Consider the following 22,245-nt stretch of genomic DNA (forward strand, 5'->3'; position numbering starts at 1 on the left):
CACACCATACGAGTTTGATTATGTCAAGGCGCAATTCAAAGATTAAGATCCACTCACCCAGATTGTTAGCCCCATTTTTACCTTGCTTGGGCTAATACATATCGGCAGAAAGGCGAAATTATTACCTTTGCGCTAGCCAATCGACAATCTGGGCATTGACAACATCTGGAACCTCATCGTGAGGACAATGACCGGCATTGGGAATGGGAACAATTTTGATATCTTTGCCATTCTCCCGCACCTTTTCGTAAATCTTGGCCCCGGTAATTGGTGTCCAAGGGTCGTCAGCACCCCAAATTACTAATAAAGGACGTTCTACTTTGGGCAAAAGTTCCTCTGGACTGGGGCCAGGAGGGGCTGTGAGAATAGATGCAAAGACTTGTTGCGCTCCTGGGTCGCAAGAGGGAGTATAAAGTAAATCAACTAATTCATCGGTGACAGCTTCACGGTTCCGGTAAACTTGGTAGAGGGTGCGGCGAATCTGGGCTTTTTGACGGATGCGGTTATAGACAAATTTACCTGTAATTGGCGATCGCACAAACCGATTAAAAGCTGCCATCACCATCCGTAGCGGCGGGTTCAATTCGTGAGGACGATGACTCAACCCACCCGCAGAGTTAATTAAAATACCACCAGCAGCAATTTCTGGATGTTCTACCAGTACAATCAAGCTCAAAAGTGCGCCGATGGAGTTGCCAATAAATACAGCAGGTTCTTGGATGTGTGCTGTGCAGAAATCTTTCAACAGTTCCACCCAAACTTCTACACTGTAATCAATGGGCGCTTTCTCAGAACCGCCAAAACCTAAAAGGTCTATAGCAAATATCTGGTAGCCAGCATCAGCTAAAACTGGGATATTTTTGCGCCAGTGTCCAATGGAAGCACCGAAGCCGTGAACCAGTACCAAAGGGCGTCCTGTACCCATGACAGTGTACTGAATTTTGTAACCCTGCCAAGTCCAAAAGAATTTTTCAAAGGCATCTTGGGTTGCAAGCTGTTGTGTAGTTACAGTCATTATTAAGATTAATAAAGTGTTTCTTTAATATATATAGTAATGTTCTCTGACCGAAATAGTTCTGAGTAACGAGTGCTGTTAGCGGATAGCTAAGGTTTAGCCTGTGCTGAGTATAAAAAGCAATAATCACACTCCTGAACTCCTAACTCAGCACTGATGAGATGTTAGTTCCATCCACCCCAAGGGATTAATAAGTCGAGGGATAGCAAATAGCCCTGTGACTTTTTAGACGAATGGTAGTGTGGGATGAAATACATAACTCAAAGTAACTTTGCTCAAATGAGCAAATTTGTTATTGCTGCAACCTCTGTAGCAATATTTTCGCCAATATATTCTGCCTATGCAGCTTTAGGGTTCTCTACCATCGTCGCTCAAATAACAGATAATTCCACAGAACAACAACTTTTAGCCCATAAGGAAGTAGAAACAAGGAATCACACCACTATCCAACGGCAAACTGTGACTACAGAAAGCCGTAACGTTTCGGTAAAAGCGAAAAAAACAGGTTTTAGCCTTGCCATTTGGCAACCATCTGGTAACTTTTCAGAAGTAATTGCTCGCATTTCTGTTAAAAGTAAAAGTGGTCAGGGCTATTTAAAAGAGCAGTTTTTGGGTGATTACAAGTACAAGATTAAGCAAAAAGCAAAATTTGTTAAGGGGTTAAAAGCTAGCGATCGCATCGTCGTGCGATTGTATGATGTTCAAAACCGCTTTATTGGCTACAGCGAATTTGAATGTTTGCCAGCAAATACCACAGTTAACCTGATTTTGTCAGCCAAACCTAGAGAATACCAAGTCGTTCGCACTGTTTATGGTGTTGATGCTAACCAAAACGGCACTATTGACGCAGGTACTAACACTTACGACTACTTTACCCAACTCAGGAACCAACGTGTTATTTTCCTGAGCAGTTCCCAAACTTTTCAAGGTAGTCAGTTCCAAGTAGAAGGTTTGTCAAAAATTGCCGGAACCAGCGTTTATCCCGTCTCTTTTACTCAGGGTGATTATGCTTTAGTGCGTCAGTCCTTCGTGAATGTCTTTAATTCCAACTTGGCAAAGGTTTTGCAAACTACTCCTGGCAGCTTGGTACAGGTGATTGAAGTCAGCGATAACTCTAGCTACGACATTAGCCAAATGCTAATGAATTATCGCCAAGTCAGACTGTCTCGCCCTCTCAAGGTTGAGTTTTCTGATGTTTCCACAGACTACTGGGCTAAAGATTTTATTGCTGAATTAGCCTCAATGGAAATTCTCGAAGGTTTTCCTGATGGGACTTTCCGCCCAGATGCACCAGTAACTCGTGCCCAATTTGCGGCAATGGTGCGGAAAGCGTTTGACAAGGGGAAAATTCGCCAAGCGATCGCATTTAAAGATGTCTCAACTCAATATTGGGCTTACAATGCCATCAGCGAAGTTTATCAAATGGGCTTTTTAAACGCTGTTATTGGCAAGGATTTCAACCCCACTCAAAGGCTTTCCCGCCTTGATATTTTGGTAGCATTAGCGCGGGGATTAAATTATCAAAGCAGTGGTTCCACGGATACGATCTTATCTGTTTATAGTGATGCAAATACTATTCGTAGTGAATATCGCAGTCTGATTGCAGCTTTGACACAACGCGGTATAGTCGTCAACTATCCCAACGTGAACTTGCTAAATGCTGAACGGGTAGCAACCAGGTCTGAAGTGTCTGCTTTGCTATACCAAGCCCTGTCTAGCACTGGACAGGTAGCAAACATCTCCTCGCAGTACGTCGTTGGACAGCAACAAGTTGCAGTAGAGCAGCAGACTGAAACTTCAAGGGCGCGCATCAAACCGCGTCGCCATTGCAACCAAGGAATTGGTAATGGTTCTGAGGGCTGTGACCCAGGTAATTCTCGTCCTCACGGTGGTAGTAACGATGAAGGTGGACGTACCCCTGGTAATAAATAATATTTTCTTTTAAGAGACGCGATTAATCGCGTCTCTAGCTTGCTCGACTGTAAAACTAATTTCCTGACCATAGGAAATTTCTAATGTATGACCATCTGGGTCTTGAAGATAAGCCCAGTAACCAACCGGATGGCCCCAGTCATTTGGCCCAGCTAGCAGTATTCCCTCATTGCGTGCCTCATTGCACAGGCGATCGATTTCCCCGCGATTCTGATAAGCTACCCCAAGATGAGATTGTTGTAAGAGTGCGCCTTCTACTTTAGGTACTTTAATGAGGACAATTACAAAAGGTCTAGTCAGGTCACTAATCCAAGCAACATCTGATTGAGTCGCTCGATCGATGCGATGATGCACGACTGTCATCTGGGCATACTTTGCATAAAATGAGATACTGGCATCAACATCACTGACTGCAAGTGCAATGTGAGTAAAACCAAGATCAGACATAAAAAAACTCCGTGGTAGACTTGACCGCACGAATGTAGGTGTTGGACTTAGTGCTTACTAAGAAAGGTGACACCATTGATAATGAAGGTAGGCGTTATCTTCACAAAATTTATGTTTTTAACTTGGTTCGACAGCAACTCTTGGTTACTAGAAATTGGCGGGAAACGAATACTAATTGACCCTTGGCTGGTTGGTTCGTTAATTTTCAGCAATTTGGATTGGTTATTTAAAGGGTCGCGATCGCAAAATCGTCCAATCCCAGATAATATCGATTTAATCCTTTTATCTCAGGGTTTAGAAGACCATACTCACCCACCAACACTTAAGCAACTCGACCACAGCATCAAGGTTGTAGCTTCTCCCAATGCAGCCAAGGTAGTACAGCAATTAGGTTACACCCAGGTAACGGTATTGGCTCATGGTGAAAGTTTCACTTTAGATAATCAAGTTGAAATCAAGGCTTTCCCCGGCTCGCCCATTGGCCCGACTCTGATAGAAAACAGTTATCTCCTCAAAGATTTTGAGAGTGGTTTAAGTGTATACTACGAACCTCATGGGTATCATTCCCCAGAAATTCAGCAGGCTGCACCTATCGATGTAGTGATTACACCGTTTATTGATATGACCCTACCTTTGCTTGGGCCGATTATTAAAGGGAAAAATAGTTCATTAGAAGTAGTAAAGTCGTTAAAACCTCAAGTAATATTACCTACTGCGGCTGGTGGGGATATATTCTTTGAGGGATTGTTGATGAAACTTATTCAGACTAAAGGAAGTAGTGAAGAATTTCGTTCGTTACTAAAAGAGAACAATCTTTCGACGCGGGTACTTGAACCAAAACCAGGCGATCGCTTTGAACTACCATTAGAAAAACGAGCATTAGCTATCTAAGTTAGAGAAAAAATGCGAATTGCCATGTTATTAAACTAACATGGCAACTACTAATTTTTTTCCATAGCTGAATTATCTTGCATATAGACTTCTCTAATCGGAAAAGGAATTTGAATTCCTGCTTGCTGATAGCGTTTGTGTAATTTTTTGACAAATAGATGTTTACCAATCCGCTGATCGAAGTATTCACTGACCCGCATATAAAGCGTAAAATCTATACTAAAATCATTAAAAGTATGAAATCTGATATATGGTTCATTTTCTTTTAATTCTGGTGCAATTTCTTGCATAACTTCTTTGGCAACTTCTACAGTCACTTTTTCAACTTCTTCCAAATCGCTATCATAACTTACGCCAACATCCATTGTTAAAGTAATTTCCTTTGCAGGTAAATGATAGTTTGTGAAAATTGCAGAAGACAACTTAGAGTTAGGAACAATGACTATATTATTGGAAATTTCTTTAATTGTTGTATTCCGCCAAGAAATATCTATAACATATCCCTCATGACCAGCATCTAATTTTACATAGTCTCCGGTTCTAACTTGCTTAGAAATAATTAAGTAAAAGCCAGAAAACAAATTTGCTAAGGTATCTTGAAGTGCCAAACCAACTGCCAGACCACCAATCCCTAAAGTCGTGATTATCGGTGTAATCTGAACACCCACTGTTTGCAATATGATTAATGTTCCCAAAACTAAAACAGTAATCTTCGCAAGGTTAGAAATTAGTGATGTGGGAACCCCTTCTGTTCTGCGAATAAATAAATTAACAAAACCAGCACTCAATCTTGCTAAAACTAGGGTTACTGAATACAGCAGTGCGATCGTCAAAACTTTTTGTAGTACGATCGCAATATCTGGTTTCAGGGGTGCGCTCAAAACTGCCCAAAAAAAACCGGCAATGACAAACCAAATAAATGTCATGCGGTGCAGAGAGTAAAATATAATATTACCCCCAGCAATTCGTTTATTATTAACGAATATTTCTAGCTTTTTGAAGATAACTTTTTCACCAATTATTCCAGCTAGTAAGCCAGCTAGAATAAATGCTATGGGCGGAATCCATTCCATCATATTAATTTAAATTTGGAAGTTTAGATTTACAAGAACAGCATTTTTACTGTGATTATGGCTAAATTTTACCTTGTTCTCGGATTAGCTGCTTGAGATTTTCTTTCCTTATGGATTTGCCAATTATTTACCACCCAGATTACATTGCTCCCCTACCTGAAGGACATCGTTTCCCGATGTTAAAGTTCCGACAACTCTACGAATTGCTGTTAGCCGATGGTGTAGCAAATCAAGAACAATTTCACACCCCTGAAAGTCCGCCACTCGAATTGATAGAGTTAGTCCACACCCCAAACTATGTTCAAGCTTATTGCGAAGGAACCCTAGATATCAAAGCACAGCGACGCATTGGTTTGCCTTGGAGTCCAGCATTAGCAAATCGTACTTGTGTAGCGGTAGGTGGTACGATACTGACTGCGAAACTGGCACTCAGTCAGGGTTTAGCTTGTAATACGGCTGGTGGAACTCATCATGCTTTTCCTAGTTATGGATCTGGTTTTTGTATTTTCAACGATTTAGCGATCGCCTGTCGCGTTTTACAAAAATTTGGACTCGTCCAAAAAATCCTCATTGTCGATTTGGATGTCCATCAAGGAGACGGCACAGCTTTTATTTTCCAAAACGACGACAGCGTTTTTACTTTCTCTATGCACTGCGAAGTCAATTTCCCCGGTACGAAACAAAACAGCGATTTGGATGTTCCTTTGCCGATAGGAATGGAAGATGACGCTTATTTACAAACCTTGGCGAGTTATCTATCAGATTTATTGTCTAAAGTCAAGCCAGACTTAGTATTTTATGATGCTGGTGTTGACCCTCATATAGGCGATCGCTTGGGCAAATTAGCCCTTACCGATGCTGGCATTTTTCGCCGGGAAATGCAGGTTTTAAGTACCTGTGTGAATAGCGGTTATCCCGTCGCCTGCGTCATTGGCGGCGGTTATGCTGATGATATGAAATCTTTAGTATGGCGGCATTCCCTGTTGCATCGGGCCGCTAGCGAAGTTTACCATCAGTACAAACTATAGTCATTTAACGGGTAATAGTAACCGAAATTGTAGAGTTTTTAAACCCTCAATTGTCCTTGAAAATTTTGTTGGCAAAGGCAGTACTGGATGAACAACGGCAAACTCAGAATCTACGAACTAGCAAAAGAATTAAATTTGGATAGCAAGAAGCTATTATTAATTTGCGAAAAGCTCAAAATTGTAGTCAAAAGCCATACCAGTACAATCTTAGAATCCGATGCAGAACGTATTCGTGCAATAGCAAATAAACTAACAGCAAAATCCTCGAAAACTAAAATAAACTCTGAAGATTGGGGCTATACGTTTATAGCTTCAGCAATTGATAGCTTTATCCGCCATCTTGAAGGTGAGGCTGCCTTGAAATCTTATCCCGAATTTAGAGAGCGGCGCGATCGCGCCAATGAGTTAATGTCTGAATGTGTCGGTAAAAAGCCCTCTCTATTTTACGTGCGTCGCAAAGGCGCGGGGAAAGAGGCAAGAGAGGAAATCTGGGATTTGACAATAGCAACAGACTCCGATGATTTTCAGTTACCTGCAAGACTTGAGAAGCTCAGAAAAACATTAGGATTTAGAGCGGCTGTACCAAAAGATGGACGCGGAGGTTTAAAAATATTATCGGCTCAGTTATTACATATCTCACGGGGACATGCCGATAGCTATGCGATACCTTGTCGCTTACGTTTGCTACCTAATCATCAGCATCATCTCGATATTCCGTCTGCAACATTGAAACGCATCGCTACCGCGCCAGTTTGTGGCGAAAATGTGCCTACAGAAGATCAACTGAAAGCTTGGAAAGCGTTTTTGCAAATTGAAGAAAAAATCGCTAAAGCGCGTCAGTTTTGCGTGCGTTACGTAAGTCATAACTATAACTTAAAAAGACGAATTAGTTTTGAAATAGATGTAGCCTCAGCCACCCTTGACGGCTTTTATCAAAATACCCTTGAATTAGAAAACTTTTGGGAACGAGCAAGACGCACAAAAAACGAAGATTTAAAGCTTTTTGAAACTGCTCCCGTCGGCAAAAATTGGATTAGTGGTCGTCAATTAGGGACTGTTGAAGAAGTTGACCCCAACCGTTGTATTATCAGCCTCCGACTAGAACGCGACTTAGCTGAATTCATGGCAGCAGAGCGTTATAAGTTACCAGATACAGGATTTTTGTGTTTTGAGGCAGTTGGTGATATTCAGCAGATTCAGCGCAAGAAAAAAGCTTTAGATGATTTGAATAACGGTTACACCCAAAATCCCTATTTGGGTAACTTTTTATTCGATGCTTCTCAGGCTAGACAAATCAAAACAACTGTTGAACTTCAACCACAAGATTTATTATTATCTTCTGCTAATCCTGGTCAGAAAGCAGCAGTGGAAAAGGTACTTGCTGCGAAGGATCTTGTTCTCATCCAAGGGCCACCAGGTACTGGGAAAACTACCGTAATTGCCGAGATTTGCTATCAAATTGCCCTTCGCGGTGGACGCACTCTAATTGCATCTCAAGCCAATTTAGCAGTAGATAACGCCCTGAGTCGATTAGTTCACAACCCAGTAATTCGGGCTGTACGCAAGGGGAGAGCCGAAAAAGTTGGGGAAGAAGGACAGCCATTTTTAGAAGAACAAGTGATTGGCAGATGGCTAGAAAATACTGCAATTGACTGTGAAAATAATCTGACTCAACGACTGGAAAATATCAAAATCTTCAGTCAATTACTAGCATCATCACAAAGATTTACCGCTTACTTCCAAGCAGAGGAAGAATTTAATCAGCAACAAACTAAATTCAATAAAAATAAGATAAAGCTAGAGGTAAACTTTCAAAATCAAGAAAAATATTACAACGAAACTGTAGAAAAACAGAATGAGGTTGAATCACTAATTGCAAAATTAAAAAGTATATTAAATGCTGCACCAAATATCAACTGGGAAGCTTCAGAAGTTACAGATTTTTTGCCACTTCTTAAACCCTACACAGAAGGTAACAGTTTAGTAGAAGAATTTTTAACAAATGTTCGTCAAACCATCAAATATACTGATGAACTTGGCTTTGTGCGTCCGGCGCTTGGTGCTTTTGGTTTAGCGGCTTGGTTGCGTGAAACTGTAGCAATAGAAATTTCTGGATTTAAAACTTCTTTGACTTATGCTCAAGAGGTGAGTAAAGGCATCTTAGAAGTTGCAGTATCAGTAGAGGTTGTCAAACAAAATTTCGCCTCGTTGAATCAGTTACAACCAGATTATCAGCAATATCTTGCCAAACTGCAAAATATACAGCAAACAATCCAGATATGGCAAAATCGCCAACGGGAAATAGATTACATTATCTCAGCAGTTAAAGAATGGAAATCTACAGCACTTTCTCATCTCTATCAAACTTTAAAAGAATGTCATCAATCAGGCTTACCACTCACAGAAAATTTAGTTGACTTGCCGCTAGGTTTGTTGATGTTTGCTAACACATTAAAACTACCAATAGTACCAAAAACTTATAAAATTAACCTACCTGAATGGGAGTTATTGACAAAAGCGATCGCTTATGAAATAGATGGAGGTTTTACTGACAGGCGGGGTAAACAGCATAATTTTAGCTATTTTTTACAAGAAAATTTTAGTCAGATTCCAATGCTGCTATCAAAGAGCGATCGCACTCAATGGCAAGAAACCTATCAACAGTTTAGCAATTATCAGCTACTCAACCCCAAACAGCGAAAATTACTAGTTGAAAATACCCAGGTTTTCTTAGTTAGAATGCAACGGACTTATGGTACATCATGGGAATGGAATAATATCGACTCTACTCTCACCCGCATTACACAAGAGTTGCTAGATACTATCCTTGCAAATGCGCGTCAATGCGTTTTAAAAGTCAAAACTGAAACTGAACAACAACTTCACCATCTGCAACGACAATTAAATGAACTTCAGAAAAATGAAGTTAGTGAACAGCAAATATCCATTACTCAAGCTGAGGTGGAAAAAGCACAGCAAGATGCTAATTTCCAACTTGGAATAGTTATTAATAAATTGCAAGAACTTAATCAAAAAAATATCCCCGATCAATTACGTATTATAGTTGAAAAATATCTTGCAACACAATCAAATATTTGGGAGCAACCCCAAGAATTTGCAAATCAAGTTAATTATTGGGCAACTTCCATTAGTCAGCTTGAAACCTTAATCTCATCATTGGAACCTTTTGCTGTGCTAGAGATAATTAAAAATTATCTAAACGAGCATTTCTTAAAGCTACAAGAAGAAACTGAAAACTCTCTAGCGCAGCTTCAAAAATTACAAATTAGTCTACGCGAAATAGAACATAAATTACAACCACAGCCATCAGAAAATTTAATAGAAGAAAGAAGCTGGTGGTTGACAGAATGGCAAAGAATACCGGATAAATTTAAACCAGAAAAATTTGCTAATGACTTGTTTAATATAGAATTATTACGTAGTATAAATATTAGCTTTGAATCTTGGCAACAGCAACTACACAAAGATGAAGTTTATCTCAATAGATATCAAAATTTTGTACAAGATTGGATAGGAAAATTAAGAGAGCCAAATGAGCGCGATCGCGACGATTTAAGGCGTATCTATCTAGATAATGCCAACGTCGTCGGAATCACCTGTGTTCAGGCTGCAAATAGAGGTTTTTCGGAAGAATTTAAATCCTTTGATGTCGTGATTGTTGATGAAGTTAGTAAGTGTACTCCACCAGAGTTACTAATCCCTGCATTGAAAGGGAAAAAGCTAGTCATGGTAGGCGATCATCGGCAATTACCACCCATGCTTGATACCAACACTTTAGAAGAAGTTGTTCAAACAATTGGTAATACAAGAGACGAACTACAATTTTTAGAAGAATCACTGTTTAAAAGTCAGTTTGAATCTGCTGATGAAAGCATTAAACAAATGCTAACTACACAATATCGAATGCATCCATTTATTATGGGTGCAATTAATCAGTTTTATGACGGAAAATTAGAATCTGGTATTTTGGAACCGGATACAAAACGCGCACATCATCTAGCAGACGAAATTATCCAAGAATCTCAGCATCTTATCTGGATAAAAACGCCTATTGAGCATCAGTTTTTAGAGCAAAAAAATGGAACTTCTTACTTTAATACTCCAGAAATTGATGCGATTGAACGTTTGTGTCATCAGTTTGAGAATACTTGGGCTTTTAGAGTTGCTAATGGTGAACCCAAAAAAGAAATTGCCGTAATTACATTTTATGGCGCTCAATTAAGAAAAATTGATGAACGTCTGCAATCTGAACTTTTCCCTTCACTAGAAATTCGTACTGGTACTGTAGACAGATTTCAAGGTATGGAAAGACCAGTTGTAATTGTAAGTATGGTTCGCAACAATAGTAAAGGAGATGTGGGATTTGCTAAGAAGCCAGAACGAGTAAATGTTGCATTTTCCCGCGCTCAAGAACTACTAATAATTGTGGGTTGTCATAATTTATTTACCCATCAATCAGGTAAAGTCGGAAGTATGTATTCAGAAGTTTCAAATATTGTAAGTCTTCATAATGGTTTCGTTGATGTTTCTCGCCTCTTCAGCTAAATCTGTGGTGTGCTTACGCATAGCCCGCCGCTGGTATTGCGCGAATCTAGGCTTATAATTAAATCATACCAATTCGCAATTCGCAATGCGCTTCTCTGCGAGACGCTAAAAGCGAACGCCCCGCTACGCTAACGCAATTCGCAATTAACTAGATAAGTTGCCCTTAATTTTATCTTTGATTTTTCGGGTAGAAGCGACTAGAATTTTATGAAATGAATTAGATTGATTGTTGGTTTAACCAAGTTTCTAAATCAGTAACACTAGAAAAATCTAGCAATGCCTCTCCTAAATTCTCTAACTGTTCAATCGATAAACCTTTAATTCGCTCGATTAATGACGTATCAATCTCACCAATACGGCGATTGAGTAAGCGTAGAACTAGACGTTGTTCTCCTTGTTTATTTCCTTCTTGTACAGCTTGTTCTCTGTCTCTTTGATAAAGTGGTTCTAGTCGCATAATTAACTCCCTATCATCTGCTTCTAATTCTTGGTTTACTCTCAAGTTTTCGCGCAAGTTGTAAACTAATTCAATAGTTGCTTTTTGGTATGGATAATCTAATGGTAACGCTTGCAACTCGATAATCGCTTGTGACTGCACACTGCTGTTTTTGCCGTACTTAAAACCAACCCCAGTAAGCATTTTGTCTGAAACCTGACTTAAGGTTTTTTCCATTTAATCCAGCTTTTTTCTAGAAGAGTCAATCATAGCTATAGCAGCGTTATACTCATCAAACATATTGTGAAAATTGTCTATTAATTGAGTCAGGTTTTGCAAGTTGTGAGTATCATCAAAACTGATATTTGGATCGACAGCTTTCAACCCGGCGACTCTAAATTCAGCTTTTTCTAGAATTCGGGTACTGCGTTTTCTTCGAGTCATAATTTTACATTTTTAAAAGCTTTTTAGAGCTATTTTGTCTCAACTAAACTGGATTATGGTTCAGCAAAAAGCGCATTTTTTGAGTAAAAGTTTTTATTTATGCCTGTGATTTCTCGGAATTTAATCATCAAAGGTTGATTTTCGGCAAAACAATAGCAATAGACAATAGGGTACAGCATTGTTTATTGGGATCAATTTAAGCTAAAGGTAGCTTAACTGTTAGCTGACTTACCCGCCTGGAACTAAAGTTTCAGGCTAATAGCTAAAGTCTACTCAAGTAGACTAAAGATTTTTCGGATTATTTAGTCATCTAAAGATGATTTGAGCTATTAGCAAGGAACTGAAGTTCCTTGCGGGACATGGTTTTTACGTTAAGTTGACACCTATGAGCATTGCTATACCTCTACAAATGGTCTGTATTCTATGTCAACAGCAATCGCTCTAACTTTAAGCCTTAATGTTGTAACCTTAAGCCTTTATGTTCTAGCTTTAAGGCTTAATGTCGTAACCTTAGAGTCAACCTTATAACATTGATGACCAAAGTTTCTTGGTGAGTGCAACCATCGCTACATAGTGTATATTGTTGATTTACAGCGATCGCAGAGTTGGAAAAAATTTTAATAAAACTAAAAAGTTTATTCTATAAGCCTTTTGGCTTTTGCATAGCTGTACTAGTCTGTGATAGATTAACAGAGATACATTCTTAAAAATTTCAATAACCCTACCCAGCAGTGCCAGGTATCGGAATTCGGAAATCTTGATTCTACCGTTCATCTGGGGAGGGAACATTAACAACTTGAATTAACTTAGACCAAATCTGAGCTAAAATTAATTCAAAATTTACCCATTTTGATGAACGTGCATGGAAAGAATCAATATACAAAAATACATCAGATGCCCAAATTGCTTTTGCTAATTGCCTTGATAATGTTGGGTTTCGTTCCTCAACCCAACCTACACTAGTTTTATTTTTTAGCCTTAACTGAACCGTATTGATTTATAGTAAGCAAATTTAACTAATTTATTTGTGTATTGTATAGTAAATAATGTTACTAATCTATAACGTATTCAGAATTAGTTGCTATAATTTTTCCTCTTTAACCTAAATTTTTATAGTAACATCTGGATATTTTTAACTAATTCAGATAAACTAATACATTTGTCCGTTGCATCACGCTTCTTTTGTATATGCCCAAAACTTACACCGTAGAAATTGATCACCAAGGCAAAATTCATACTTTGCAAGTTCCCGAAGATGAAACGATCTTATCAGTTGCCGATGCTGCTGGTTTGGAACTGCCGAGTTCTTGTAATGCAGGTGTTTGCACAACTTGCGCCGGTCAACTATCTGAGGGAACTGTGGATCAAACTGATGGCATGGGCGTTAGTCCAGATTTACAAAAGCAAGGTTACGTATTGCTTTGTGTTGCCAAACCCCTTTCTGATTTGAAACTTCAGACGGAAAAAGAAGATGTAGTTTATCAGTTACAATTTGGCAAAGGCAAATAATCAGCGAACAGTTATAAGTATATCGGGTGATTATCATAACTGAATAACTGTTCGCGGAGATTACCAAATCTGATAAATTACGCAAGTATTTCATTGCAGATGAAATCAGCTATTCTAGAAACTACAAATCAACAGGATTTACCAAAATGACAACTCATTTTATTACCGCAGAAATTGATTTACAAGAAACTCCCGCAGAGTTACTAGAAGTAATTGAAACAGAGTTAAAGAAACAAGGTGAACCTCTGCGTTGGGCAGTTACTTCTGTGGATACTGATGAACAAAAAGCTACAGTTGAAGCTGTGGTGACTACAGTCAAGAGTTAGAAAAAGAGACGCGATTAAGAGAGATGCGATTAATAGCGTCTGTACAAGAGTTAGTATTTGATGGCTTTTGATTCATAACTCATAACTCATAACTCCTAACTCAATATGCGTCCATATACCGCTATCTTAATCGTACCAACAGGCGTAGGGGCTGCCATTGGGGGTTATGCAGGAGATGCTTTACCTGTTGCCAAAGTTATAGCACAGGTTTGCGATCGCCTAATTACTCACCCCAATGTCCTGAATGGCGCAAGCTTGTATTGGAATCTTCCAAACGCTTTCTATGTTGAAGGTTACGGGCTTGATAAATTTGCCTCTGGATGCTGGGGTTTGCGTCCAGTCCGCAGTAACAAAGTAGGTTTACTTTTAGATCAAGCCATTGAGCCAGAGTTGCGGCTACGACATATACAAGCAGCAGATGCAGTCAGAGCAACTCTGGGATTGACCTTAACAGATTATGTAATTACGGATGCGCCATTAAATGTAGAATTACGGACTACAGCATCGAGAGCAAGTTGGGGAACAATTGGCAACCCAGATAGTTTATTACGAGCAGCTGAGATATTAATTAAAAAAGCGGGGGCAGAAGCGATCGCAGTTGTTGCCCGTTTCCCCGATGATATGGATGAAGAAGCAGTACAGAAATATCGCCACGGTGAAGGCGTTGATTCTTTAGCGGGTGCAGAAGCCGTAATTAGCCATTTGCTAGTACGAACCTTTCAAATTCCTTGCGCCCATTCTCCCGCCCTTTTGAGCGAACCTCCACAACCTGATTTATCTCCACGTTCCGCCGCCGAAGAATTAGGTTATACCTTTTTGCCCTGCGTCCTTGTCGGGTTAAGTCGTGCCCCACAATTTATAATAGATAAAGGAGCGATTGCATCAGAGAAAGGAGATATTTGGGCAGATGAAGTGGATGCTGCGATCGCACCTGCAAATGCTTGTGGTAGCAGTGCCTTACTGAGTTTAAGCCAAAGACGATGCCAAATAATTACAGTAGAAGAAAATAAAACTCTGATAAAAGTTCCTGCCCAACCTTTGGGGATCAAATCTATACAGGTAAACTCATATTTAGAAGCAGTAGGTGTATTGGTAGCACACAAAGCAGGCATCAATCCCTCCGCTCTCCGTCCCAAATTATTACCTTTGCAGTCAATTAGTCATTAGTCATTGGTTATTAGTCATTAGTCATTAGTTTTCTCCCCCTGCTCCCCTGCTCCCCTGCCCTTCTCCCCCTAAAACCTGTGATTGAACAACAAAAGCAAGAGCCAGAAATTCCATACCTGACGCGCATCCAAGTACTTGGGGCTATGGGAGCGACTGCAATCATTTTGTTGATAGTCGCCAAACTTTCGTTATACTTTGGCAACTTTTCGCTATTTTCTTGGGACTTGAATCAAAGAGAGTTGCTGTTAGGTGTAGGGTTGGGGTTTGTACTCACCGCATTAAGTGGCTTAACTTACCGCCTATGGACTGCCTATCGTAAGAGTGCAGATTATTACCTAGAAATAGTATTGAAGCCTTTAGCTTTACTAGATTTAATTTGGCTGGGGTTGCTACCAGGGTTGAGTGAAGAATTGTTATTTAGAGGTGTGATGCTACCAGCTTTAGGCTCCGATCTTACAGCTGTAATTGTATCCAGTCTTTGCTTTGGCATCTTGCATTTTAGCGGTTCCCAACAATGGCCTTATGTAATTTGGGCAACAATTGTCGGGATGATATTGGCATATAGCGCCCTGCTCACTGGCAACTTGTTAGTGCCCATTGTCGCTCATATTATTACCAATTTGATTTCTAGCTATTTCTGGAAAATGCGGCAATTTTCGGCAATTAAAAAATAAATATTTGTTAATCGGCAAAATATTATCACAATTTATGCTTTGTTTTTGGGCATTGGTTACATTGGATAACATCATAAGTTGACAACTGGTCTAATTTATTGTTGTAGCTGGGCAAAAGTTCAACTTTTTTGACTTTCTAGTTAGAGCAAACTGTGCGCTGCAATGCTTCGATACGTCCATGAGGGCGCAGTGCTACACCGGACTATTAACCAGGAGACTACAGCAATGATGAAAGCTGAAGATATCATGACCAAAGATGTAGTTACCATTCGCGGTTCGGCAACTGTTGCTGAAGCGGTGGGGCTGATGAAGGATAAAGGATTGCGGGCACTGGTTGTGGATCGTCGCTATGACAATGATGCTTATGGCATTGTCACAGAAACAGATATTGTTTATAAGATAACAGCCTACGGTAAAGATCCAAAGCAAGTGCGGGTTTATGAAATTATGAGCAAGCCCTGCATTGTAGTCAATCCTGATTTGGGTGTGGAATATGTAGCGCGGTTATTTGCTAACACTGGTATTCATCGCGCACCTGTGATTCAAGGCAAGTTGTTGGGCATCATCTCGATTACCGACATTTTGACTAAAAGCGACTTTGTGGAAGCGCCAAAAGCGCTACTGCTGGAGGAGAGAATTCAAAAAGCAATTGAGCAGGCTCGTGCTATTTGCACTGAACAAGGTGCTTATTCTAAAGCCTGTGCAGCTGCTTGGGATGAGGTAGAAGAACTTCAAGCAGAAGCAGCTCATCAAAAAGCTGAGGGTATGATATCAGCTAAAGTCTCTTTTGAAGAATACTGCAAGGAAAACCCCAATGCACCAGAATGTCGAAATTATCACCCGTAATTGAAGTGGGAGAATAATAAGCTGTTACGCATTTAAGTTGCACATCAACAGGTGAGGTTGTCATTTGTCCTTTGTCCTTGGTAAACACAAATGACTAATGACTAATAGACATCTGGTGAAAAAGAATATAAAAATTTACGACTGCGATGTTTCTACAGGGGTTATGGATAGCGCATATTTAATTTCACCAGATGTTTAATATTCTTTATCTACTTCCGCATCCCCCTCAATTTATTACCGTCTGGCAACTCGCATCAATAAGAATAGACCTATTCCCAAAAAAAGAAAGTTGGGCAACCAAGCCCCCATAAAGGGAGAAAGGACACCTGCTTGTGCCATCGCTCCACTAATAAAGAAAATTAAGTAGTACGAAAATATAACTAGGACACTAATCCCAAAGCTTGTACCTCTTCCCGTCCGTTGCGGTATGCTTCCCATCGCTGCACCTACCAAGCCAAAAACCACGCATACAAAGGGCAAAGAGATTTTTTGTTGAATCCGCACTTCAAGTTTACGAATTTTTTGGCGATCGCCACCAAGATTTTCCACATCTAGTTGCTGTAGTGCTTCAGAAATATTCATTTCACCATAATCGCGGCTTTTTTCTGCCAGACTTAATGGCGTGCGCGGTAGTTGCAGTTGTTGGTGTTCAAATTTGACGATGTTACGATAAGAGCGATCGGCAGCAACAAAATAGATTGTACCGTTGTAAAAATCCCAGACATTTTGAGAAGGATTCCACTGAGCAGATTCTGATACCACAATTTGATTCAGATTTTTTGTTGAGCGATCTATAATTGTCAACCCTTTCATCCGCTTACCATCAAATTGGTCGGCGTAAAACAAGCGTGTCAATATCCGATTCTTAGAGCCATCTGGCTGGACAACATCCTGGTACTCTGGATAGAAAATATTTTGCTGTTTAAAAGTTGGCTTGTCTGATTTCAGGGCTTTCTCTAAAGTCATCGCTGCTTGATAATTGGCTGCTGGTGCAATTTCTTCGTTAAACACAAATGTCATTCCTGTAACCACAAGACTTAACATCACAGCAGTTAGCACCATGCGATAGACACTGACGCCACAACCACGTAGAGCAATTAGTTCGCTCTCGCTAGAAAGACGACTGTAGGTCATCAAAGTAGCCAGCAGCGTAGACATAGGGAAGGCTAAAACGATAAAGTTGGGAAATTTTAACAAAAAAACTTGAATAGCAATGTCTATAGGTAGCCCAGATTCGACAATTTTTCTGACGAGATCGAATACAGCATCAATGGTGACGCCAATTGATGAAAAAGCTCCGACACCAAAGAAAAACGGCGCTAACAATTCGCTGGCAAGGTAGCGATCCATGATCGTAAAAGGCAGCAGCGAATAGAGACTATTAAAAGACGTGAGCTTCTTTGATATCATAAGCAACTTGAAAATTTAAATATTAGCAACCCTGGAAAAGCAAAGCATCTCTACTGTATTTAAGATCAAAATTAAATAGTTAATGGCTAAACATTAACTAATAAATTTATGCTGAAGAATCAAAAATCAAAATATCCTTGGAAATTTTTAACTAAATTATTATTAATTTAGACTTGAAAATTATCCCCTAAATAATATTGCCGCACAAGGGGATTGCTGTAGAGTTCGTCAGCAGCGCCAAAAGCGAGGATTTGTCCCTCACGCATGATGTAGGCGCGATCGGTGATGGCAAGGGTTTCGCGAACATTATGATCTGTAATTAAGATTCCCATGCCGCGATCGCGCAGTTGGGCGACGATTTGCTGAATTTCTGAGACTGCGATCGGATCGACTCCCGCAAATGGTTCATCCAAAAGTAAAAATTTTGGCCCTTCTCGTCCGGCAGCTAAAGACCTTGCTAATTCTGTCCGCCGTCGCTCACCACCAGAAAGTTGAATTCCTTTACTTTTAGCTAATTTTTCCAACCGAAACTCCCGCAGTAAAGTTCTAAGTCGGATTGCCCACTCCCAACGTGGCACATGAGTTTGCTCTAGCACTAACAGAATATTATCCTCTACCGAGAGTTGGCGAAAAACACTTGGTTCTTGTGCTAGATAACCAATACCCAGTCGTGCCCTTTTATGCATTGGCATTCCCGTCACGTCTACATTACCCAGCCAAACTTTTCCTTGATTGGGTTTTTCTAAACCTGTGGCAATGTAAAAAGTCGTCGTTTTACCAGCCCCATTGGGGCCTAGTAAACCAACAATTTCGCCCTGAGCAACAGAAAGATTAACACGATTGACAATTACTCGCTTTCCGTAAGATTTGTGAATATTCTCTAAAACAATTTTCACGCTGGAAGCACCCTTTCTTGGTGGTAAATGCTAATTAGAAGGCTTCAAAGGTGGTGTTTGTGGGGCAGGTGTGGCAGTTTGTCCGCTATTATTTGATTCCTCGATCATGTAGATGGACTCTACCTGACGGTTGGATTGTGGTAAAGCAACAAATCGCCCTTCATCAATTAAATAGGTTACTTTCTCTGCTCGGATACTGTTACCGCCCTGTTGCAAAATATAGACATTGCCACTGAAATCAATTCGGCGTTCTTTACTAAAATACTGTGCTTGGGCAGATGTTGCCTGAAGTTGGCGAGCCGGATACAACATTTGCACATTACCGCGAGCGGTGATTACTTGATTTTTCGCGTCATATTCTTGCACATCAGCGCGGATAGTCAGGGGGCGATTTGCCTGAGATGTTTGTGCAGTAGCGGTTTGCACTTGGGTAGGGAAGGCAAAAGCGCCCAAAAGTGCAGCTGGCAGCATTAAAGCTAATCCAAAGCGACGTATCTGGGATATGGGCAATTGATAGCAGGGCATCATAGCAATTGGGGATTTAGGATTTCAGCTTGCATTCTAATTATCTCAAGTACTTTATCCAGATTATGAAATATACAATCTGGAGTGATTTACGATAACTACTGGCTGAAATAGTGACGCTACCCCTAACCTCAAGGTTTCAGCTAATTGACATCTGAGTGAAAATGACGTAGACACAATACTCTTTTTTTAACGGAGACGCGACGCGTAGCTTGCTTCCACGTAGTGGTACGGAAAACTTTTGGCTAGATAAATTTTGCCTATTAAGGATTTTGGGCAGCGCATAATTTAACTAAATGTCTAATCAGTACTTAGCACAATTCTAGGCAAAGATAAGACTTGATTTGTGCCCAGATCGCCAGCGGCAATTTTATCTGGCCCTATTTGTTGTAAATTAGTCAACAACACTGCGCTCTCGCTCAATAACTCATCTACGTCAATGCCGCTGTAACTAGATGGGTAACGACGTAGGCGATTACTGCCTTCTCCCAATAGAATTACAGCACCTCGCCAGTTCCGATTTTCCAAATGATATAGTGCTACTGCAATTTGGAGAATGCCTTGATAAAAGCTTTTTTCTGGTTCGCCAGCTTCAATCCACAAAGCCTCTAAAGTGTCATGACAAGCGTAAAACTGTCCAGAATTGAACTGTTCTACGCCTTGCCAAAACTCTTGGGGGATGGTTTTGCTCATCCCATACTGTCTCGTACTTCTTTGATTGTTTCTAGAGAGATTTCTTGTTTGTCTCCAGCAAACTCGTTGTCAGGGGTGAGGAATAACATGCAATGGCACTCTTTGCGTTCTCTCATTGGCACGCAAGGACAGTTCCAATATGTGGCGTGAATCTCAGCTTCTTTATCTTCGTAATGGCGACAAGGACATAAAGGCGCACCCAGATCGTCTTTATGTTTGGCTAGTCCTTCAATCACAACTGCGGTGACAGAAGGTTCAGAACAGAAGTATGTTCCAGTACGCTTGGCGTATTGTTCGGAAAAATGCCGCATTGCCTCTAGGCTTTTATCGCTGGATTTTGTGTTATGTTCTGATGCGATCATGTCGTTCATAATTTAAATATTTCTTTGCATTGTACCTCAGCCTCACTAAGGGATTACTGGGTGTATTTCCCCAACCTTACCTGCTCAAATTATCTTACCTTTGCTCGAAGGCTGATATATCCGGTGTACTGGGATTGGAGAAAATCTCAGAAATCGCAGAAGCTGAACTTGTCAGCAGTCTTTGAAATTATAAAATTTGAATTGATTTATGAATGTAATGTTTTTTGTAGCTGGGGTTGCAGTGAGCCATCGCTTTGCAAAACTATACCAGGGTGTTCCCAATTGATTACTTCTGGTTCTGCTGGTAAGGAAAAATTTGGCCACAAGACCCAGCGACTGCCTTGAGGAAGAGTAGCAAGGCTCAGAGGATTCTGAGTCAGCCAAATCAAAGGGTAGCTTTTAGGAATTACTGAACTGGCATCTTCTAAGGCTGCGGTTGCTGCTAAGGTTTCTAGAACAAAGCGATCGCCTTTAATTAAACTTGTTGATGCTGTCCACAGTTGCACCTGTAATTCTTGTTGCTGTGCATAAAAGTACAGAGATGCTGCGGCAATTACTGCTTGTTCAAAGTTTTCTTCTTCCCAACTGCTAGCACTGTCAAGGGCAATAACTATTTCTTGTCCACCTGTTACCATTTCTAACTCCCGCACCCTTAATTCGCCATAGCGGGCACTAGTCCGCCAGTGAATCAGACGGGTGGGATCTCCTAGACGATATGGACGGAGCGATCGTACCAGCCCGGTTGTAGCTGTCTGCAATGGTCTACCACGAGGATCGCCCCTTTTGCTCTCTTCTTGCCCCATTTCGTCTACTAGGGGACAGGTAGCCAAGGGTAACACTGTGGGATAAACGATCGCTGTGGCAGCACAATCACGCTGACGGCGACACCAGAACAATCCCAAAGGCGCACCAGAACCAAGTTCAACTGTGTGCCAGCGATAAACACCCCGGCGCTGAGTTGGGTGATAATATACCCAACGGTAACTACCTTGGCTAGGAATTGTTTCGATTGCCTTTTGTACTGGTTTGCCTAAGACGAAGGGCAGTATATCTTCAACTTGCAATAAGCTTACAGGCTGCTGTGTCTGATTGCAGATTTCTAATTCCACCGTTAGATCGTCGCCTGCTGACACAGGTTGCATGGGATGGCGGGTGATGGATAGACCTGTGAGCGATCGCGGCGGTAAGATGGCTGCTACACCCAAAAGGGCAAAACTGATGCCGCTAATGGCGTACAGCCAACCAGCCATCGTATTAATACCTGCGCCAAAAAAACAAATAGCCGTTGCTGCTAGTACCCAACCGCCATAAGCAGGGGCACTGGCGCGAGTTTCTAACCAATTGGTGATGGGTTTTATGATTTTCATGTTTCTTTTTTAACCCAACACCACCCCAAATTCACAGTGTCTCAGGGATTCGCCAGAAAAGCTTTTAGTTGGATTCCTCGAAAAGAAATGGAAAGTTGCGACGACCACTTACAACCCGTAGAATTTCGATACCATCATCTAACACTCTGTAGAAAATGATATAGCCTTGCAAGGATACACCTCGGAGGTCTGGACGAATTTTTGCGTAACTTTTACCACTGTTTGGAAAGGCAACAATTTGTTGGCACTTGCGGTTGAATTCACTGAAAAATCGCTCTCCTGCTTCAACGCTAGTTTCAGCAAAGTAGTCGGCAATTTCGATTGATATCTCGGCTGGCAAGAATGTTGATAACGTAGCGACTTATGCTTGCGCCTGATGTCCTTGTCGAAACCGCTCTAAAATTTGGTTTACGAATGTCTCTCCATCAATGGGTGGCGTTTGGTCTGAAGCTAAAATCGCCGCATCAATTTTTTCTCGCACATCCTCGACCCATTCAGCATCGGCGCAATCGTATTCATCAAGCAACCGTAAGGCAATTTCAAGGGCTTCCTCTGCGGTGCGATATTTCCCAGCCTGGAGCTTGGTTTGAATAAAGCGTTCTTGATCGGGCGTGAGACTGATGCTCATAGAAAACCTC

Annotated in this window: 21 protein-coding genes and 1 pseudogene; 9 read left to right on the top strand and 13 right to left on the bottom strand. The window is 40.8% G+C overall.

Annotation, left to right across the window (positions count from 1 at the left end):
- Window positions 1-121 precede the first annotated feature (121 nt).
- Window positions 122-1,015: an alpha/beta fold hydrolase gene (locus V7K53_RS00510; protein ID WP_335195759.1), complete on the bottom strand. Its 894-nt coding sequence runs from the start codon at window positions 1,013-1,015 to the stop codon at window positions 122-124.
- A 279-nt stretch (window positions 1,016-1,294) separates the two neighbouring features.
- Here V7K53_RS00510 and V7K53_RS00515 point away from each other — a divergent pair, with 279 nt between their 5' ends.
- Window positions 1,295-2,947: an S-layer homology domain-containing protein gene (locus tag V7K53_RS00515; protein ID WP_335195760.1), complete on the top strand. Its 1,653-nt coding sequence runs from the start codon at window positions 1,295-1,297 to the stop codon at window positions 2,945-2,947.
- A gap of 9 nt (window positions 2,948-2,956) precedes the next feature.
- Here V7K53_RS00515 and V7K53_RS00520 read toward each other — a convergent pair whose 3' ends face one another.
- Entirely contained in the window at window positions 2,957-3,394 is a 438-nt protein-coding gene (locus V7K53_RS00520) for a VOC family protein (RefSeq protein WP_335195761.1), read from the bottom strand.
- A 111-nt stretch (window positions 3,395-3,505) separates the two neighbouring features.
- Between V7K53_RS00520 and V7K53_RS00525 the strand changes: the two genes are divergently transcribed.
- Entirely contained in the window at window positions 3,506-4,285 is a 780-nt protein-coding gene (locus V7K53_RS00525; RefSeq protein WP_335195762.1) for an MBL fold metallo-hydrolase, read from the top strand.
- A 50-nt stretch (window positions 4,286-4,335) separates the two neighbouring features.
- Here the strand turns inward: V7K53_RS00525 and V7K53_RS00530 are convergent, their stop codons facing one another.
- Complete coding sequence (locus tag V7K53_RS00530; protein WP_335195763.1) at window positions 4,336-5,361, bottom strand: mechanosensitive ion channel family protein; 1,026 nt, start codon at window positions 5,359-5,361, stop codon at window positions 4,336-4,338.
- Window positions 5,362-5,468: 107 nt separating this feature from the next.
- Here V7K53_RS00530 and V7K53_RS00535 point away from each other — a divergent pair, with 107 nt between their 5' ends.
- Both V7K53_RS00535 and V7K53_RS00540 read left to right on the top strand, forming a co-directional pair.
- Window positions 5,469-6,386: a histone deacetylase family protein gene (locus tag V7K53_RS00535; RefSeq protein ID WP_335195764.1), complete on the top strand. Its 918-nt coding sequence runs from the start codon at window positions 5,469-5,471 to the stop codon at window positions 6,384-6,386.
- Between the two features lie 87 nt (window positions 6,387-6,473).
- Window positions 6,474-10,952, top strand: coding sequence for a translation initiation factor IF-2 N-terminal domain-containing protein (locus V7K53_RS00540; protein ID WP_335195765.1), 4,479 nt, complete (start codon window positions 6,474-6,476; stop codon window positions 10,950-10,952).
- 217 nt (window positions 10,953-11,169) lie between these two features.
- Here the strand turns inward: V7K53_RS00540 and V7K53_RS00545 are convergent.
- Both V7K53_RS00545 and V7K53_RS00550 read right to left on the bottom strand, forming a co-directional pair.
- Window positions 11,170-11,553: pseudogene (locus tag V7K53_RS00545) on the bottom strand (DUF4351 domain-containing protein); the annotation flags it as partial.
- A 72-nt stretch (window positions 11,554-11,625) separates the two neighbouring features.
- Entirely contained in the window at window positions 11,626-11,832 is a 207-nt protein-coding gene (locus V7K53_RS00550) for a hypothetical protein (RefSeq protein WP_335195766.1), read from the bottom strand.
- Window positions 11,833-13,020: 1,188 nt separating this feature from the next.
- Here V7K53_RS00550 and V7K53_RS00555 point away from each other — a divergent pair.
- The 5 genes from V7K53_RS00555 (at window position 13,021) to V7K53_RS00575 (ending at window position 16,354) form a co-directional block, all read left to right on the top strand.
- The gene (locus tag V7K53_RS00555) at window positions 13,021-13,341 is read left to right on the top strand and encodes a 2Fe-2S iron-sulfur cluster-binding protein (protein ID WP_335195767.1); all 321 of its coding nucleotides are present in this window, start codon (window positions 13,021-13,023) and stop codon (window positions 13,339-13,341) included.
- A gap of 146 nt (window positions 13,342-13,487) precedes the next feature.
- On the top strand, window positions 13,488-13,667 hold the full coding sequence (locus V7K53_RS00560) for a hypothetical protein (RefSeq protein ID WP_012408584.1): 180 nt from the start codon (window positions 13,488-13,490) through the stop codon (window positions 13,665-13,667).
- 105 nt (window positions 13,668-13,772) lie between these two features.
- Window positions 13,773-14,834, top strand: coding sequence for a DUF3326 domain-containing protein (locus tag V7K53_RS00565; protein WP_335195768.1), 1,062 nt, complete (start codon window positions 13,773-13,775; stop codon window positions 14,832-14,834).
- Between the two features lie 77 nt (window positions 14,835-14,911).
- Entirely contained in the window at window positions 14,912-15,508 is a 597-nt protein-coding gene (locus V7K53_RS00570) for a CPBP family intramembrane glutamic endopeptidase (RefSeq protein ID WP_335195769.1), read from the top strand.
- 225 nt (window positions 15,509-15,733) lie between these two features.
- On the top strand, window positions 15,734-16,354 hold the full coding sequence (locus V7K53_RS00575; RefSeq protein ID WP_335001516.1) for a CP12 domain-containing protein: 621 nt from the start codon (window positions 15,734-15,736) through the stop codon (window positions 16,352-16,354).
- Window positions 16,355-16,588: 234 nt separating this feature from the next.
- On the opposite strand, the gene V7K53_RS00580 is transcribed toward V7K53_RS00575, so the two are convergent.
- The 8 genes from V7K53_RS00580 to V7K53_RS00615 form a co-directional block, all read right to left on the bottom strand.
- Window positions 16,589-17,704, bottom strand: coding sequence for an LptF/LptG family permease (locus V7K53_RS00580; RefSeq protein ID WP_335195770.1), 1,116 nt, complete (start codon window positions 17,702-17,704; stop codon window positions 16,589-16,591).
- Window positions 17,705-17,931: 227 nt separating this feature from the next.
- Entirely contained in the window at window positions 17,932-18,660 is a 729-nt protein-coding gene (lptB, locus tag V7K53_RS00585; protein WP_335195771.1) for an LPS export ABC transporter ATP-binding protein, read from the bottom strand.
- A 30-nt stretch (window positions 18,661-18,690) separates the two neighbouring features.
- Window positions 18,691-19,188, bottom strand: coding sequence for an LptA/OstA family protein (locus tag V7K53_RS00590; protein WP_335192514.1), 498 nt, complete (start codon window positions 19,186-19,188; stop codon window positions 18,691-18,693).
- 297 nt (window positions 19,189-19,485) lie between these two features.
- The gene (locus V7K53_RS00595) at window positions 19,486-19,878 is read right to left on the bottom strand and encodes a DUF309 domain-containing protein (protein WP_335195772.1); all 393 of its coding nucleotides are present in this window, start codon (window positions 19,876-19,878) and stop codon (window positions 19,486-19,488) included.
- On the bottom strand, window positions 19,875-20,240 hold the full coding sequence (locus tag V7K53_RS00600; RefSeq protein ID WP_099100573.1) for a ferredoxin thioredoxin reductase catalytic beta subunit: 366 nt from the start codon (window positions 20,238-20,240) through the stop codon (window positions 19,875-19,877). Before V7K53_RS00600 ends, V7K53_RS00595 begins: the two co-directional genes overlap by 4 nt.
- A gap of 206 nt (window positions 20,241-20,446) precedes the next feature.
- Window positions 20,447-21,607 (bottom strand): DUF58 domain-containing protein, encoded by a 1,161-nt coding sequence (locus tag V7K53_RS00605; protein ID WP_335195773.1) that lies wholly within the window; start codon window positions 21,605-21,607, stop codon window positions 20,447-20,449.
- A gap of 64 nt (window positions 21,608-21,671) precedes the next feature.
- Window positions 21,672-21,947, bottom strand: a complete 276-nt coding sequence (locus V7K53_RS00610; protein ID WP_335195774.1) for a type II toxin-antitoxin system RelE/ParE family toxin — start codon at window positions 21,945-21,947, stop codon at window positions 21,672-21,674.
- Between the two features lie 21 nt (window positions 21,948-21,968).
- The gene (locus V7K53_RS00615) at window positions 21,969-22,235 is read right to left on the bottom strand and encodes a ribbon-helix-helix domain-containing protein (RefSeq protein ID WP_335195775.1); all 267 of its coding nucleotides are present in this window, start codon (window positions 22,233-22,235) and stop codon (window positions 21,969-21,971) included.
- Window positions 22,236-22,245 lie beyond the last annotated feature (10 nt).

This window comes from Nostoc sp. (assembly GCF_036917355.1).
Taxonomy (GTDB): Bacteria; Cyanobacteriota; Cyanobacteriia; order Cyanobacteriales; family Nostocaceae; genus Nostoc.

What these genes read in the sequence shown, in the direction of transcription:
- V7K53_RS00510 (WP_335195759.1), bottom strand. Translation starts at nt 1,015, where the DNA reads ATGACTGTAACTACACAACAGCTTGCAACCCAAGATGCCTTTGAAAAA.
- V7K53_RS00515 (WP_335195760.1), top strand. Translation starts at nt 1,295, where the DNA reads ATGAGCAAATTTGTTATTGCTGCAACCTCTGTAGCAATATTTTCGCCA.
- V7K53_RS00520 (WP_335195761.1), bottom strand. Translation starts at nt 3,394, where the DNA reads ATGTCTGATCTTGGTTTTACTCACATTGCACTTGCAGTCAGTGATGTT.
- V7K53_RS00525 (WP_335195762.1), top strand. Translation starts at nt 3,506, where the DNA reads ATGTTTTTAACTTGGTTCGACAGCAACTCTTGGTTACTAGAAATTGGC.
- V7K53_RS00530 (WP_335195763.1), bottom strand. Translation starts at nt 5,361, where the DNA reads ATGATGGAATGGATTCCGCCCATAGCATTTATTCTAGCTGGCTTACTA.
- V7K53_RS00535 (WP_335195764.1), top strand. Translation starts at nt 5,469, where the DNA reads ATGGATTTGCCAATTATTTACCACCCAGATTACATTGCTCCCCTACCT.
- V7K53_RS00540 (WP_335195765.1), top strand. Translation starts at nt 6,474, where the DNA reads ATGAACAACGGCAAACTCAGAATCTACGAACTAGCAAAAGAATTAAAT.
- V7K53_RS00550 (WP_335195766.1), bottom strand. Translation starts at nt 11,832, where the DNA reads ATGACTCGAAGAAAACGCAGTACCCGAATTCTAGAAAAAGCTGAATTT.
- V7K53_RS00555 (WP_335195767.1), top strand. Translation starts at nt 13,021, where the DNA reads ATGCCCAAAACTTACACCGTAGAAATTGATCACCAAGGCAAAATTCAT.
- V7K53_RS00560 (WP_012408584.1), top strand. Translation starts at nt 13,488, where the DNA reads ATGACAACTCATTTTATTACCGCAGAAATTGATTTACAAGAAACTCCC.
- V7K53_RS00565 (WP_335195768.1), top strand. Translation starts at nt 13,773, where the DNA reads ATGCGTCCATATACCGCTATCTTAATCGTACCAACAGGCGTAGGGGCT.
- V7K53_RS00575 (WP_335001516.1), top strand. Translation starts at nt 15,734, where the DNA reads ATGATGAAAGCTGAAGATATCATGACCAAAGATGTAGTTACCATTCGC.
- V7K53_RS00580 (WP_335195770.1), bottom strand. Translation starts at nt 17,704, where the DNA reads ATGGATCGCTACCTTGCCAGCGAATTGTTAGCGCCGTTTTTCTTTGGT.
- V7K53_RS00590 (WP_335192514.1), bottom strand. Translation starts at nt 19,188, where the DNA reads ATGATGCCCTGCTATCAATTGCCCATATCCCAGATACGTCGCTTTGGA.
- V7K53_RS00595 (WP_335195772.1), bottom strand. Translation starts at nt 19,878, where the DNA reads ATGAGCAAAACCATCCCCCAAGAGTTTTGGCAAGGCGTAGAACAGTTC.
- V7K53_RS00600 (WP_099100573.1), bottom strand. Translation starts at nt 20,240, where the DNA reads ATGATCGCATCAGAACATAACACAAAATCCAGCGATAAAAGCCTAGAG.
- V7K53_RS00605 (WP_335195773.1), bottom strand. Translation starts at nt 21,607, where the DNA reads ATGAAAATCATAAAACCCATCACCAATTGGTTAGAAACTCGCGCCAGT.
- V7K53_RS00615 (WP_335195775.1), bottom strand. Translation starts at nt 22,235, where the DNA reads ATGAGCATCAGTCTCACGCCCGATCAAGAACGCTTTATTCAAACCAAG.